Annotated in this window: 9 protein-coding genes and 2 pseudogenes; 4 read left to right on the plus strand and 7 right to left on the minus strand. The window is 65.8% G+C overall.

The window, feature by feature from the left end; translation table 11 throughout:
* Positions 1-36: 36 nt before the first annotated feature.
* On the minus strand, positions 37-4,773 hold the full coding sequence (gene gltB / locus ACSKB9_RS29665; RefSeq protein WP_438077543.1) for a glutamate synthase large subunit: 4,737 nt from the start codon (positions 4,771-4,773) through the stop codon (positions 37-39).
* A gap of 470 nt (positions 4,774-5,243) precedes the next feature.
* Here gltB and ACSKB9_RS29670 point away from each other — a divergent pair, with 470 nt between their 5' ends.
* Positions 5,244-6,074, plus strand: coding sequence for a hypothetical protein (locus ACSKB9_RS29670; protein ID WP_438077545.1), 831 nt, complete (start codon positions 5,244-5,246; stop codon positions 6,072-6,074).
* 82 nt (positions 6,075-6,156) lie between these two features.
* Here the strand turns inward: ACSKB9_RS29670 and ACSKB9_RS29675 are convergent, their stop codons facing one another.
* Complete coding sequence (locus ACSKB9_RS29675; protein ID WP_028341344.1) at positions 6,157-6,633, minus strand: Hsp20 family protein; 477 nt, start codon at positions 6,631-6,633, stop codon at positions 6,157-6,159.
* 221 nt (positions 6,634-6,854) lie between these two features.
* Here ACSKB9_RS29675 and ACSKB9_RS29680 point away from each other — a divergent pair, with 221 nt between their 5' ends.
* Positions 6,855-7,802: an alpha/beta fold hydrolase gene (locus ACSKB9_RS29680; RefSeq protein WP_016844028.1), complete on the plus strand. Its 948-nt coding sequence runs from the start codon at positions 6,855-6,857 to the stop codon at positions 7,800-7,802.
* Positions 7,803-7,865: 63 nt separating this feature from the next.
* Here the strand turns inward: ACSKB9_RS29680 and ACSKB9_RS29685 are convergent, their stop codons facing one another.
* On the minus strand, positions 7,866-8,525 hold the full coding sequence (locus ACSKB9_RS29685; RefSeq protein WP_438077548.1) for a hypothetical protein: 660 nt from the start codon (positions 8,523-8,525) through the stop codon (positions 7,866-7,868).
* Between the two features lie 59 nt (positions 8,526-8,584).
* Positions 8,585-10,383 (minus strand): annotated as a pseudogene (locus tag ACSKB9_RS29690) (adenylate/guanylate cyclase domain-containing protein).
* Between the two features lie 238 nt (positions 10,384-10,621).
* Between ACSKB9_RS29690 and ACSKB9_RS29695 the strand changes: the two are divergent.
* Positions 10,622-11,257, plus strand: coding sequence for a LysE family translocator (locus ACSKB9_RS29695; protein ID WP_438077550.1), 636 nt, complete (start codon positions 10,622-10,624; stop codon positions 11,255-11,257).
* Between the two features lie 30 nt (positions 11,258-11,287).
* Here the strand turns inward: ACSKB9_RS29695 and ACSKB9_RS29700 are convergent, their stop codons facing one another.
* Complete coding sequence (locus tag ACSKB9_RS29700) at positions 11,288-12,040, minus strand: sulfite exporter TauE/SafE family protein (protein ID WP_438077552.1); 753 nt, start codon at positions 12,038-12,040, stop codon at positions 11,288-11,290.
* A gap of 92 nt (positions 12,041-12,132) precedes the next feature.
* On the opposite strand from ACSKB9_RS29700, the pseudogene ACSKB9_RS29705 reads away from it, so the two are divergent.
* Positions 12,133-13,025 (plus strand): annotated as a pseudogene (locus ACSKB9_RS29705) (LysR family transcriptional regulator).
* A gap of 8 nt (positions 13,026-13,033) precedes the next feature.
* On the opposite strand, the gene ACSKB9_RS29710 reads toward ACSKB9_RS29705, so the two are convergent.
* Both ACSKB9_RS29710 and hisN read right to left on the minus strand, forming a co-directional pair.
* Complete coding sequence (locus ACSKB9_RS29710; protein WP_438077553.1) at positions 13,034-14,002, minus strand: tripartite tricarboxylate transporter substrate binding protein; 969 nt, start codon at positions 14,000-14,002, stop codon at positions 13,034-13,036.
* Positions 14,003-14,084: 82 nt separating this feature from the next.
* Complete coding sequence (gene hisN / locus ACSKB9_RS29715; RefSeq protein ID WP_076827670.1) at positions 14,085-14,864, minus strand: histidinol-phosphatase; 780 nt, start codon at positions 14,862-14,864, stop codon at positions 14,085-14,087.
* Positions 14,865-15,430: the final 566 nt, after the last annotated feature.

A 15,430-nucleotide genomic window follows, 5' to 3' on the forward strand; every position in this document is an offset into this window, starting at 1 on the left:
GCGCCTTGCGCGCCCCGGAATGACGCGTGATGAACCCTACGCGCCGATCGCGATCTTCGGCTCGGCGTCGGCGTTCGCCTTCATTTCCTTCAGCGCGCGGCGGTACTCCACCGGCATCACCTTGCGGAATTTCGGCAGCCAGCTCTTCCAGTCGGCGAGGATCTCCGCCGCCTTCTTCGAGCCGGTCAGCTTGGCGTGACGCGTGATCAGGACGTGCAGCCGCTCCACATCGGAGTCGAGCAGGTTCTGGAACACGTCGACCCGGCCATGCGCCTCGAGATCGCCGGAGTGGTGGTAGGTATCGGCGTTGATCATCTCCTCCGACAGCACAGGCTCGAGCTCGACCATCGAAAGGTTGCAGAGCTTGTCGAAGTCGCCGGCCTCGTCCAGCACATAGGCGATGCCGCCGGACATGCCGGCCGCGAAGTTGCGTCCGGTCTTGCCGAGCACCACGACGATGCCGCCGGTCATGTATTCGCAGCAATGATCGCCGGCGCCCTCGACGACGGCGACCGCGCCGGAGTTGCGCACCGCGAAGCGCTCGCCGGCGATGCCGCGGAAGTAGCACTCGCCCGCGATCGCGCCGTACATCACAGTGTTGCCGACGATGATCGACTCTTCCGGCACGATGCCGGAGATCTTCGGCGGCTTGACGATGATGCAGCCGCCCGAGAGGCCCTTGCCGACATAGTCGTTGCCTTCACCCTCGAGCTCGAAGGTGACGCCCCTGGCGAGCCATGCGCCGAACGCCTGTCCCGCCGTGCCCTTCAGGCCGACATGGATGGTGTCGAGCGGCAGGCCGGCATGGCCGTAGATCTTGGCCACCGCGCCCGACAGCATCGCGCCGGCGGAGCGGTCGGTGTTGTTGATCTCTTCCTCGATCTTGACCGGGGCGCCGCGATCGAGCGCGGCCTGCGCCTTCTCGATCAGCCGGCGGTCGAGCACGGCTTCCAGATGGTGGTTCTGGCTCTCCGAGTGATAGATCGTCTGGCCCTTCTCCTCCTTCTGCCGCACGAACAGCTTGGAGAAATCGAGGCCCTTGGCCTTCCAATGCGAGACCAGCGCGGTCTGGTCCAGCATCTGGACCTGGCCGACCATCTCGTCGAACGTCTTGTAGCCGAGCTGCGCCATGATCTCGCGGACTTCCTCGGCGACGAAGAAGAAGTAGTTGATGACGTGCTCGGGCTGGCCGGTGAAGCGCTTGCGCAGCACCGGATCCTGGGTCGCGACGCCGACCGGGCAGGTGTTGAGGTGGCACTTGCGCATCATGATGCAGCCCGCCGCGATCAGGGGGGCGGTGGCGAAGCCGAACTCGTCGGCCCCGAGCAGCGCGCCGATCACGACGTCACGGCCGGTGCGGAAGCCGCCGTCGACCTGAACCGCGATGCGGCTGCGCAGCTGCTGGCGCACCAGCGTCTGATGGGTCTCGGCAAGACCGATCTCCCACGGCGAGCCGGCATGCTTGATCGAGGTCAGCGGCGAGGCACCGGTGCCGCCCTCGAAGCCCGCGATGGTCACATGGTCGGCGCGCGCCTTGGCGACGCCTGCGGCAACCGTGCCGACGCCGACCTCCGACACCAGCTTCACCGAGACCTGGCCGTCCGGATTGACGTTCTTGAGGTCGTAGATCAGCTGAGCGAGGTCTTCGATCGAGTAGATGTCGTGATGCGGCGGCGGCGAGATCAGGCCGACGCCCGGCGTCGAATGCCGGACGCGGGCAATCGTCGCGTCGACCTTGTGGCCGGGCAGTTGGCCGCCTTCGCCGGGCTTGGCGCCCTGCGCCATCTTGATCTGCATCATGTCGGAGTTGACGAGGTATTCCGTCGTCACGCCGAACCGGCCCGAGGCGACCTGCTTGATCGCCGAGCGCATCGAGTTGCCGTTGGGCATCGGCTTGAAGCGATCGGACTCCTCGCCGCCTTCGCCGGTGTTCGACTTGCCGCCGATCCGGTTCATCGCGATCGCGAGCGTGGTGTGCGCCTCGCGCGAGATCGAGCCGAACGACATCGCGCCGGTCGAGAACCGCTTGACGATGTCCTTGGCCGGCTCGACATCCTCGAGCTTGACCGGCTTGCGCTTGTCGTCCTCGGCGCTCTTGATCCGGAACAGGCCGCGCAGCGTCAACAGACGCTCGGACTGCTCGTTGAGGATCTTGGCGAACGCCCGGTAGCGCTCCTGCGAATTGCCGCGCACGGCATGCTGCAGCGTCGAGACCGATTCCGCGGTCCAGGCGTGGTCTTCGCCGCGGGTGCGGTAGGCATATTCGCCGCCGACATCGAGCGCGCTCTTGTAGATCTGGCCGTCGCCGAACGCGTCGGTGTGGCGCCGTACGGTCTCCTCGGCGATCTCGCCGAGGCCGACGCCCTCGATCCTTGTGTGGGTGCCGGCGAAATACTTGGCGACGAAGTCCGCCTTGAGGCCGACCGCGTCGAAGATCTGCGCGCCGCAATAGGACTGGTAGGTCGAGATGCCCATCTTGGACATCACCTTGAGCAGGCCCTTGCCGATCGACTTGATGTAACGCTTGACGATCTCGTAGTCGTCGAGCGCGGTGGGCAGCCGGTCCTTCATCGCGAGGATGGTTTCGAATGCGAGATAGGGGTTGATCGCTTCGGCGCCGTAGCCGGCGAGGCAGGCGAAGTGATGCACCTCGCGCGGCTCACCGGATTCCACGACGAGGCCGACCGAGGTGCGCAGGCCGGTGCGGATCAGGTGATGATGCACGGCGGCGCAGGCCAGCAGCGACGGGATCGGAATCCGGTCGGTACCCGTCATGCGGTCCGACAGGATGATGATGTTGATGCCTTCGCGCACTGCGCCCTCGGCGCGTGCGCAGAGCTCGTCGAGCACCTGCTCCATGCCCGCCGCGCCGAACCCGGCGTGGAAGGTGGTGTCGAGCGTGCGCGACTTGAAATGGGTCTCGGCGACGTCGGAGATCGAACGGATCTTTTCCAGATCGGCGTCGGTCAGGATCGGCTGCCGCACCTCGAGGCGCTTGGTCGAGGCGACGCCCTGCAGGTCGAACAGGTTCGGCCGCGGCCCGATGATCGAGACGAGGCTCATGACGATTTCCTCGCGGATCGGATCGATCGGCGGGTTCGTCACCTGCGCGAAGTTCTGCTTGAAGTAGGTGAACAGCTGCTTCGGCTTGTCGGACAGCGCCGAGATCGGCGTGTCGTTGCCCATCGAGCCCGCGGCTTCCTCGCCGGTGGCCGCCATCGGCGTCATCAGGATCGCGATGTCTTCCTGGCTGTAGCCGAACGCCTGCTGCCGATCGAGCAGCGGCAGGTTGGAGCGCACGCCCTTGGCCGGCGCATCCGGCAGCTCCTCGAGCTGGATCTGGGTGCGGTGCAGCCAGTCGCTGTAGGGATGGCTCTTGGCGAGGTCGGCCTTGATCTCGTCGTCGGGAATCAGGCGGCCCTGCTCGAGGTCGACGAGCAGCATCTTGCCGGGCTGCAGCCGCCACTTGGTGACGATCTGGTCCTCCGGAATCTTCAGCACGCCCATTTCGGACGCCATCACGATGCGGTCGTCCTTGGTGACGAGGTAGCGCGCCGGGCGCAGGCCGTTGCGATCGAGCGTGGCGCCGATCTTGCGGCCGTCGGTGAAGGCGATCGCGGCCGGGCCGTCCCACGGCTCCATCAGTGCGGCATGATATTCGTAGAACGCGCGGCGCTGCTCATCCATCAGGGGATTGCCGGCCCACGCTTCCGGAATCATCATCATCACGGCGTGCGGCAGCGAGTACCCGCCCTGCACCAGGAATTCGAGCGCGTTGTCGAAGCAGGCGGTGTCGCTCTGGCCTTCATAGGAGATCGGCCACAGGCGGCTGATGTCCTTGCCGTAGAGCTCCGAATGCACGGAAGCCTGCCGCGCCGCCATCCAGTTGACGTTGCCGCGCAGCGTGTTGATCTCGCCGTTATGGGCGATCATCCGGTACGGATGCGCCAGCGACCAGGTCGGGAAGGTGTTGGTCGAGAAGCGTTGATGCACCAGCGCCAGCGCGCTGTCGAAGTCGGCCTCATGCAGGTCGGGATAGTACTTGCCGAGCTGGTCGGCGAGGAACATGCCCTTGTAGATCACGGTGCGGCACGACAGCGAGCACGGATAGTAGCCCGCCATGCCGCGGTCGCGGCGCTGATAGATCGCCTGCGAGATCGACTTGCGCAGGATGTAGAGGTGGCGCTCGAAATCGTCCTCGGTCTTGGCCGCACCATTGCGGCCGATGAAGACCTGCATGTGGTAGGGCTCGGTCGGCTTCACGGTGACGCCGAGCGATGAATTGTCACTGGGCACATCGCGCCAGCCGAGCAGCTTGAAGCCCTCGTTCTTGATCTCGTCGGCGATGATGCTCTTGATCACGTTCCGCCACGCGGCATCGCGCGGCATGAACAGCGCGCCGATGGCGTATTCGCCGGGCTGCGGCAGCTTGAAGCCGAGCTCCGCGGTTTTGCGCGCGAAGAAGGCGTGCGGGATCTGCACCAGGATGCCGGCGCCGTCACCGGCGCGCGGGTCGGCGCCGACGGCGCCGCGATGCTCGAGGTTGCACAGGATGTTCAGCGCGTCGGAGACGATCTGGTGCGACTTCTGGCCCTTGATGTTGGCGATGAAGCCGACGCCGCAGGAGTCCTTTTCCAGGCTGGGATCGTACAGGCCCTCGGCTTCGGGGCGCCAAGTATGCAACTCACGCGCGGGCTCGGCGGCTTTCGAGTTCGCGGTCGCCGACAGCGTTCCTGCCACGATGTTTTCGCGCTCGAATTCCGACCCGCTCATGTGTCCTCTCCCTTTCGTAAGGGCCCCACCGTATTTGGCGCACCTTGGACGTTGCGGCACCCACCGGGCCACCGCTCGTCCGCCGCGAGCCGCATTTTCCTAAATTCAGACGACGGGCGTTTCAACGTCCCCTGAGGAACGGCCCTGCCTGCAGCATTCTCGGAGCTCGGGGCGCCGAGGTCTCGTTGCAATCCCTATGCCGGGATGGCCTCGAAATTGAGACAGCTTTACTGTCCTAACTTAGACCTTGCCAAATTTTTGTCTATCACACAAGCGCGAGGAAGTCCTCGCCCGCATGCTCGGATCGAACGGCTCGACGGGCATGTGGCGCCCCCGATTCGAAGCAAACACGCCGTGATCTGGCCCAAGGAGGGACCAAGGACCGCCGAATTTGAAACTGAAGTTTTGCCCCGGGCAAGCCGGCAAGAGAGCGGAAACGCTCCAGGGCGGGGCAGACAGGAGTTACGGCGATGAAGTTGTTCACAGGTTCGGTTGCTGCCGCCGCCCTCGCGCTCAGCGCAGCCTCGGCCGAGGCCCAGCTGGCGACGTCCGCCCGGATCGGCAGCCCGCTTCTGGTCAGGGTATCCGACATGGACGGGCCCTATGCCGCCATGCCCGAGGTTCCGCCGCCGCCGCGCTTTGGCCGGGTCCCGAGCCTGTTGCCGCCGGTCGAGGTCTATACCGTGCTCCGCGAGAACGGCTATCTGCCGCTTGGCGCGCCCCGACAGCGCGGGTTCGTCTACACGATCTCGGTGATCGACCAGGGCGGCGACGACGGCAGGCTGGTGATCGATGCCCGCGACGGCCACATCATCCGCTTCACGCCGGCCTCCCGGCTCGGCGACAATTACGAAGAGGAAATGAGCGCGACCGACGGTCCCGTCGGGCCGATGCCGCGGCCGATCCAGGCCCGGGTGCCGCGCCCGCCACTCCCCATCCCACATGTCGCCAGCCGCGTGCCGGTGCCGAAGCGGAACCCGCTGGGGCCAAAGCCCAGGTTCCGGCGGCTCAGGTTCCGGCGACCCAGGCTCCGGCGGCAGCCCAAGCGCCGGCGGCAGCCCAGGCTCGCCCCGGCGGCCCAGGCCGCCGTCCCGCAGGCGGCCACGCCGCAGCCTGCCCAGGCAGCTGCACCCGCGACGGCCGAGCAGGCCGCAGCCCCGAAGCCGGCCGAGGCCCAGGCTGCGCAGCAAGCCGTCCAGCAAGCCGAGGCTCCGACCGTCGGTCAGGGTGCGCCGCCGCCGGCGCCCGCTCCCGCGATCCTGCCGACCCAGGCAATGCCCAAGGTGCAGGGATTGGAGTAGCGGTTACCGGCAACAAAAAACGCCCCGGTTTCCCGGGGCGTTTTCGCAATCAGCCAATATCTGCTGACGCGGGGTTTGTTGCTTAGGCAGCGACCTTGCCGGCCGAGCCGTCAACGACCTGCGGGGCCTTCTCGCCGCCGCCGATCGGAATGCTGCGGGGCTTCTTGGCCTCGGGAATCTCGCGGACGAGATCGACGTGGAGCAGACCGTTCTCGAGTGAAGCGTTCTTCACCTGCACGAAGTCGGCAAGCTGGAAGACGCGCTCGAAGGCGCGGGAGGCGATGCCGCGATAGAGCACTTCGGAGCCGTTGCCGGAGTTCTCGTTGGCGGTTTTCTCGCCCTTGATCGTCAGCGTGTTCTCCTTCGCGACGATCGAAAGCTCGGCCTGCGAGAAGCCGGAGACTGCAACGCTGATCCGGTAAGCATTCTCGCCGGTGCGCTCGATGTTGTAGGGGGGATAGCCGGGGCTGCCGTCCGAGGTCACCTGATCGAGCAGGTTGAAGAGGCGGTCGAAGCCGACGGTGGAACGATAAAACGGAGTGAGGTCGTAGCTACGCATAGGAATAGTCCTCCATTGAGCGACTGTTTCAGTTACCCGCCCGCCATCGGGCCGGGCTTAGATGTGTGCAGCCTGATGTTTCGGTTCCGAAGCACTGGTAGCGGCCTGCACGGAGGTGATATGGGAGGGGTCACGTCGCGTTCAAGAGGCGGAAACCGCGTCGCATTTTTCGGCGCCGGCGTCCTTGATCTCCACCCTGTCTCACCACTCCGGTCCCCTTCATGACGCTCGTCTCGATTCCCGCCAACCCGGTTCCGGACGACGTTGTCAGTGGCACCATCAAGACACCAGACGGGGCCGAGCTGCGCTTTGCGCGCTGGGCGCCGCCGCCCGGCCGCAAGGGCACGGTCTGCGTGTTCGGCGGGCGCGGCGAGATGATCGAAAAATATTTCGAGACCGTGCGCGATCTGCGCGACCGCGGCTTTGCGGTGGCGATGATCGACTGGCGCGGGCAGGGCCACTCGTCGCGGCGGCTGCGCGATCCCCGCAAGGGCTATGTGCGCGACTTCGCCGACTACGAGGTCGACGTCGAGACCTTCGTGCAGCAGGTGGTGCTGCCGGATTGCCCGCCGCCCTATTTCGCGCTGGCGCATTCGATGGGCGGTGCGGTGATGCTGCGCCTCGCGCATGCCGGCAAGCGCTGGTTCGACCGCATGGTGCTGTCGGCGCCGATGATCGACCTGCCGCGCCGCCGCGTGTCGTTCTTCCCGAGCGCGCTGCTTCGGATCATGCGGCTGGCCGGGCAGGGCGGCCGCTATGTTCCCGGCGGCAGCGACGAACTGGTCGGCCTCGCGCCCTTCATCGGCAATCCCGTGACCAGCGATCCGGTGCGCCATGCCCGCAACGCGGCGATCCTGGAAGAAGATCCGACGCTCGGCATCGCGGCGCCGACGATCGCCTGGGCCGACACCGCATTCACCGCGATGCGCACCTTCCGCGGCATGTCGTATCCGTCGGAAATCCGCCAGCCGATCCTGATGCTGGCGGCGAGCAATGACGAGGTGGTGTCGACGGCCGCGATCGAGGAGTTCGCCTATCATTTGCGCGCCGGCTCGCATCTCGTGATCGCCGGCTCCAAGCACGAGATCCTGCAGGAGCAGGACCGCTACCGCGGCCAATTCTGGGCAGCGTTCGATGCGTTCGTGCCGGGCACGCCGCTGTTCAAGTGAAACATGGCGTTTTCGAGCGAAGCGGATACCGGTTCGCGTGAAGAAAACGCGTCCAACAAAAATCTAGCGCTGCAGCAGCGCGACGATCCGGTCAGGAAAGCGCTTGTTCACGAACAGCGTCCTGACCTCGGCGACGCTGAGATAGCGGTCCTTGCCTTCGCCCTTGCCCATGATGTCGAGCAGCACCGGCCACTCGCCTAGCATCAGGAGCGGATAGTAGCAGTGCAGGATGCCGTAGGACGGCGGATGCTCGTCCTTGGCGCGCTGGAAGTTCGCCGCCATGAAGGTCTTGATCTCGGCGGCCGACAGCCCGCGTTCGACGCTGCCGTCGGGTGCCTTGTGGTCGCTGCCGAAGGTCGCGAGCCGCGCGATCTCGTCCTCATGGACCACCGCGTGCTGGTCGAGGATGCGCGAGCCGGCGCCGTGCTTGTCGAGCGGGCCGTTGCGTAACGCGTCGAGAATGGCGCCCTGGAACAGGCTGCGCAGCTGGCTGAAAGGACCGAGGCCGTTGGCGATCTGCGCCACCATGAAGATCTTCGCCCGCGCGGTGAACCCCTCGAAGCCGGTCTTGCCGGTTGCGCGCCCGATGGTCCCGGTCAGTTCAGGCAGCGGCACGATATGGCCGCCGACATAGTTGCCGGCGACGAGCGCCCGCAGGAACGGGCAGGGATCGTCACGGGAAATCTGCGGGGCGGGCGCCTCGCTTGCAGCCGTATCGGACATCAAACCACATCCTGAAAAGCTTCAGCTTAAAAGCATCCATTACCGGTGGATGAATTCGCTCAGGAGTTGACGGCGAATTTCGAGGTGGATGCAACCAGAGCGAGTTTGCCGAACGGCAGGCCGGCTTTCAAGAGGCCGTCGCGATAATGCGCGATGTCGGCCGGGTTCTTCCAGTGGAAATTGCGCAAGTGACGCTCGACCGTCAGCTCGGGATGGTTGGCGAGCAGGGCCTCGGCCGCCTGCGCGGCCTCGTCGGCGCGGCCGAGCTGGGCGAGCGCTGCGGTGCGCACCGCAAGGCACTGCAGATGGTTCGGGTTCAGATACAGCCCCTCGCGCGACCACGACAGCGACGCGTCATATTGCCCGAGCAGATAATGGCTGAACGCGTTCAGCGCCGCCCATTGGTAGCGCGGGTCGCTGTTGCCGCGCTGGACCGCCGTCGAGAACAGATCGACCGCCTTGCGATGGTCGCCGATCACCATGTGGCAGATTCCCAGCACGCCGCGCGCGCCCATGTCGTAGGGGTTGAGCTCGATCGCCCGCTTGATGGCGTCCATCGCGGCTTCGTAATGGCCCTGCATCGCGTGCAGATAGGCCAGCAGCGAAAACGCGAACGAGGAGCGCGGGTCGAGCCGCACGCTGCTCTCGGCCAGGCTGACCGACGAGGCCCACAATTCGCGCGTGCTCGGAATCCAGCCGAACTGGATGCTCTGGATCTGGATCAGCGCCAGATAGGCGCGCGCGATCGACAGCGCGGGGTCGAGCTCGATCGCTTCCTTGAACAGCGCGATCGCGGTTTCGCAATCGTCCTTGGTCTGCTGGTAGTAGTGCGACAGCCCCTTCAGGAAGCGATCCCACGCCGTCAGTTCGGCGTTCGGCGAGCGCGCCGGTGCCGATGCTTCGGCGCGATAGATCTCCTGCGCGACGGCGGCGGAGAGATTCGCGGTGATCTCGTCCTGCATCGCGAACAGGTCGCCCATGTCGCGGTCGTAGCGGCCGGTCCACAGCTGCTCGCCCTTCTCGGGCGCGATCAGCTCGGCGGAGACGCGGATCTTGTTGCCGGCGCGCCGTACCGAACCCTGGATCAGATAGGTCGCGTCGATCTCGCGCGCGATCAGCCGCGTCGAGACGTTCTTGCCCTTGTAGGCGAACGTCGAGTTGCGGCTCAGCACGCGGTAGAAGGATTGCAGCGACAGCGCGTGGATCAGGTCCTCGGTCAGGCCGTCCGAGAATATTCGTCGGCGCCGCCGCTCAGATTGTCGAACGGCAGCACGCCGACGATTGCGGTCCGGTATTGCCCCGGCAGATGCGGGCCGTCGTCCGGAACCTGCTCCTGGGCATCGGATCCGGCCGGCGCCCAGGTCCAGACATTGACCGGCTCGGCGATGTTCTTGAAGCGGTGCGGGCCGGCGTCGACGAGGGTGACGGCAAGCCGCCGTCCCGCTTCGGTGCGGGCCTTGTCCGACACCGCGATGCCACCGGGCGTTGCGACCGTCTCGAGACGGACTGCGATGTTGACGTCGTCGCCGAACACCTCGTCCTCGTCGGCCATCACGTCGCCCATGTGGACGCCCATCCGGAAGTGCATGGCGCGGTCGGCCGGCAAATGTTCGTTGCGCTCGGCCATCAGGGTCTGCATCGCGACGGCGGCCTCGATCGCGCCGATGATGCTCGGAAATTCCAAGAGGAAGCCATCGCCGGTGTTTTTGACGATTCGGCCGCCATGATTGAGGATGATCGGGTAAATCGCGCTGCGGTGCGCCTTGAACGAGGCATGCGTCCCCGCCTCGTCGGCACCCATCATGCGGGAATAGCCGGCGATGTCAGCGCAAAGAATGGCAGCAAGCCGTCTTTCCATGTCTCCTGTGCCCTGGAATGGCCACTTAGCCGAGGTGACCGAATCCGATACTTACAAGACAGGCCGGGTCCGGCGGAAGCCCGGTTTGCAGGCACCTATAATGCATAGTAGCAGGAATTGGCATGCGACCAACGGATCGTACAGTGGTTTCTCTACTGAATTCGTGTGTCGCTGGGATGGCGCCGGCTGGCTGATCATCCTTTCCGGGCGGTTACTTGCATAGGTTAATCTCACTGCCATGCTGGGAATTCACGAACTTTGGCTGTTTGTCCTGTCCGGCCTGCTGCTCAACGTCACACCGGGGCCGGATACCGCTTATATCATCGGGCGCACGATTCAGCTCGGATGGCGCGGCGGAGCTGCTGCGGCGATGGGAATCAGCTGCGGTTGCCTGGTCCATGTGCTGGGTGCGGCGATCGGCCTGTCGGCGCTGCTGATGGCCTCGTCGACCGCGTTCCTGGCCGTCAAGCTGGTCGGCGCGGCCTATCTGGTGCTGACCGGCCTGCAGATGCTGCTTTCGCGCGCCAAGCCGGTCGCCGAGATCGCCGGGCAGGGCGGCGAGACCTCGATCTCGCGCGTGTTCTGGCAGGGGGCGCTGACCAATATCCTCAACCCCAAGGTGGCGCTGTTCTTCCTGGCCTTCCTGCCGCAATTCGTGGCGGCCGATTCGCCGCACAAGACGCTCGCCTTCCTGGTGCTCGGCCTGATCTTCATCACCGGCGGCACGCTGTGGTGCCTTGGCCTTGCGGCCTTCGCGGCGCGGGCTGCCGGCCACATCAGGCAATCGGCCGGCGTGATCGCCTGGATCAACCGCTCGCTCGGCGCGCTCTTCATCTATCTCGGCGTCCGCGTTGCGACGCTGGAGGCGCGCTAGCTCGCGCCTTGAGGCTCTCGCTTTGCCGCTCTAGCCGTGGATCTTGAGCAGTGCGCTGCCGGCGAGATAGATGCCGAGCAGGATCATCGCGATCAGGAACCAGCGGCGGAACACCTCGGGGTGCATCCGTGTGCGAACCACCTGGCCGATGAACATGCCGGTGAACGACGCCGCCATCGCGACCGCGCCCGGCAGCGCGGTGGCTGCCGTCAGCAGGCCCGATGCCGTGAGGTTGAAGGCGAGCGCCACGGTCGCAGTGGTGAAGAACACGCCGAGCGCCTGCACCAGTTCGTCCTTCTCCATGCCGATCGCCTGCATGAAAGGCATCGAGGGGATGACCTGAACGCCGGTCGCCGCCGAGATCAGCCCGGTGATGACGCCGACGATGCCGCCGATCCATTTCTCGTCGCGCCGCGCGACCTTGAAGCTGAACCTGCTCAGCCCGACGATCGCGTAGATCACCAGCAGCACGCCCAGCACGACGGTGCCGTAGGCCGCGTAAGGCCCGGTCAGCAGCCCGGCATTGATCCAGATGCCCGCCACGGTGCCGAGCATCAACGGCCACAGCCGCTTGATGATGTCGCGCAGATAGGGGCCGACGAAGGTCTGCCAGATATTGGTGACGATCGCCGGCACGATCACGATAGCAATCGCCTGGCCCGGCGCCATCGTGGTTGCGAGCAGCCCCATCGCGACCGTCGGCAGGCCGAGGCCGAGCGTCCCCTTGACGAAGCCGGCGAGCAGGAAGGCGAAAGCGATGAAGATCAGGAGATGGTCGACCATGGCGGCACATTGACCGATCGATGCGAACGGCACAATCTGGAGGTTACGGAGTTAGCCTTCGGACGACCCGAAGGTATGGGGTGGGAAACGTCATGCGGTTCGACCTGACCGATTTGCAATTGTTCATCGCGGTTTCCGATGCGCGCAGCATCACCCAGGGCGCGGCGCGCGCGAACCTTGCGCTGGCTTCGGCCAGCGAGCGGATCAAGGGCCTCGAGGAAGCGCTCGGCGTCGCGCTGCTCAAGCGCGGCCGCCGCGGCGTCGAACTTACTGGGCGGGCGAGAGCTTGCTCGGCCACGCCCGCATCGTGATCCACAATGTCGAGGCGCTGCAAAGCGATCTCGCCGCCTATGCCAGCGGCGTGCGCGCCAACGTGCTGCTGCTCGCCAACACCTCGGGCCTTTCGGAGCATCTGCCGCGCGCGCTCGCGGCCTTCCTGCACGAGCATCCCGACATCAGCGTCGACGTCGAGGAGCGCGAGAGCACCGATATCGCGACCGCGATCGCCAGCGGCGCCGCCGATCTCGGCTTCGCCGCGGAACACGCGCTGCCCGACAGCGTCGAGCGCTTCCTGTTCAGCGAGGACCGCTTGATGCTGGTGGCGTCGCGTCGCGGCGATCTCGGCGGCCGCCGCCAGATCGACTTCCAGGAAGTGGTCGGCCGCGATTTCGTCGGCCTCACGGCAACATCCGCGTTGCAGGTCCATATCTCGCGGCACGCCGCAACGCTCGGCGCGCGGCTGCGCTTCCGCGCCCGCCTGCGCGGCTTCGACGCGATCTGCCAGATGGTCGCCGCCGATGTCGGCATCGCCGTGATCCCGGAGACCGCGGCGCGGCGCTGCGCGGCGTCGATGCCGATCACGACGATAAGGATCCGCGACGCCTGGGCCAACCGCCGGCTGACGATCTGCGCGCGCAGCTTCAAGGCGCTGCCGCGGGCGGCCAAGCAACTTGTGGACTATCTGCGCGCCGAAGCGCAGCGCTGACGGCTGGCTCATTTCGTCGTCACCACGCCGGCGTCCTGGATCACCTTCGCCCATTTCCTGATGTCGGCGGCGATGAAGTCGCGGAAATGCTCCGGCGTGTCGCCGACCAGCGTCAGGCCTTGCTCGGCGAGCTTCTGCTTGACCATCGGATCGGCCATCGCCGCGGTGGCGAGCTGGTTCAGCCTTGCGACGATCGCGGGCGGCGTGCGTGCGGGCGCGACCATGCCGTACCAGTTCTCGATGACCAGTTCGGGCATGCCGGCCTCGGCGGTGGTCGGCACGTCGGGTGCGGTCGGCGCGCGTTCGCGCCCACCGAGCGCGATCGGCCGCAGCGCGCCCGCCTTGATCTGCGGCAGGATCACCGGCAGGTCGAGGAAGGTCATCTGCACCTGCTGACCCAACAGGTCGTTCACCGCCGGCGCGGCGCCGCGATAGGGCACGTGCACGATGTCGATCTTGGCCGTCAGCTTGAACAATTCGCAGGCGAGATGCGGCAGGCTGCCGGGGCCGGAGGAGGCGAAGTTCAGCTTGCCCGGCTGCGCCCTGGCGAGCGCGACCAGTTCGTTCATGTTCCTCGCCGGCACGTTGGCGGCGACCACCAGCATCTCCGGCACGGTCGCGACCAGCGTCACCGGCGCGAGATCCTTCAGCGTGTCGTAGGCAACCCTCTCCGTGCTGGGGCTGATCGCCAGCGCGCCGGCGCTCGCGATCGCCACCGTGTAGCCGTCGGGCGCCGCCTTCGCGACCGCGTCGGTGCCGAGCACGCCGCCCTGGCCGGCGCGGTTGTCGACGATCACGGGCTGCCTTGCGAGCTCCGAGATCTTCTGCCCGATCACCCGCGCGATGATGTCGTTCGGCCCGCCGGGCGGGAACGGCACGATCAGCCGGAGCGGCTTGGTCGGGAAATCCTGGGCGAAAGCCGTGACGGGCGCGAGAAGCAGGAGAAGGGCTGCCAGCAGCCTGCCGCGCATCGTCATGTCGCCCATCCCTGACTTTTCTGGTTGCGGTCAGGATGGGCGCAGATCAGACGCCCGGCAACTCAAGAATCAGGCAGGGAACTCAGGCGTTCAAAAGCTTCATCGCCGCTTCGTGCACGCGCGGGTCGCCGGCCGCGATGATTCGGCCGCCGCTTTGCGCCGGCTTGCCGTCCCAGGTGGTGACGACGCCGCCGGCGCCGGTGATGATCGGGATCAGGCCGGCAATGTCGTAAGGCTTCAGCTCGGTCTCGACCACGAGGTCGAGATGACCGGCGGCGAGCATGCAATAGGAGTAGCAGTCGCCGCCATAGCGCGACAGGCGCGCTGCATTCTCGATGCGGCCGAAGCGGGCGCGGTCATCCGGATTCATCAGCAGCGGGCTCGTGGTGAAGACGGTCGCCTCCTTCAGCGAGGCGCAGCGCCGTACCGAGAGCCGCCGTTCGCCCGACGGGCCGGAGTAGTGCGCCGAGCCGTTGTCGCCGGAGAAGCGCTCGCCGATATAGGGCTGGTGCATCATGCCGAATACCGGCGTACCTTTGTGCAGCAGCGCGATCAGCGTGCCCCAGATCGGAAAGCCGGCGATGAAGGATTTCGTGCCGTCGATCGGATCGAGCACCCAGACATAGTCGGCGTCCTCGCGCTCATTGCCGAACTCCTCGCCGACGATGCCGTGTTGGGGGAAGTTCGACTTGATCAGCCGCCGCATCACGGCTTCCGCCGCCCGGTCGGCCTCGGTGACCGGATCGAAATCGTTCGAGCTCTTGTTGTCGACCGAGAGCGAGGTGCGGAAGAAGGGCAGGATGGTTTCGCCGGATGCGGTCGCAAGGCGGCCGATGAAGGCGGTAAAGTCGATGACCGTCACGGCATGTCCCTGAACTGCTCAAACGACGCGGTAGAAATCGGATGCGGTCTTGCCTAGCTCAATCCGGCGCGGCGCGCACGATTAACGGAGTGTTATCCAGCCCGATGACGCGGTTCCGGACTTTCGATTTGGCTTCGGATTCGAAAGCGCCCCGGGTCCCGGTCTCGATCACGAAGTTGCGAATTCTGGTATACAAGCTATGCGCAGAGCGCTGGCCGCCCGGGGCTTTCCTTGTAAGATATTGATCCTACATACGGAAAGCCGCTCCTGCCGGTCTGTTGCAGTTTCGCCAGACTTTCCAACATTACCCAAGAAATGTTTCGAAAGTTCTTGCGTTTTGTGCAGCGCGGTCGCATATTGTTGCGGTGCGGTAGCGCCTCGCGCTATCGCTGCCCTCCTTGGGCGTTTCCTCCCTAAGACTTGGGCCGCTTGTTCATTCAAGCGGCCCTTTTCTTGGGCCGTCGTTTCCGCAAGTGAACTGAGAATCCAGTTCGGCGCTTATCGCGCCGCCAACTTGAATTCCTGGTTCATGACTTCGTCGGGATCGCAGTGCCCGACGAAGGATT

The organism is Bradyrhizobium sp. BR 1433, from assembly GCF_051547665.1.
GTDB lineage: Bacteria > Pseudomonadota > Alphaproteobacteria > Rhizobiales > Xanthobacteraceae > Bradyrhizobium > Bradyrhizobium australafricanum.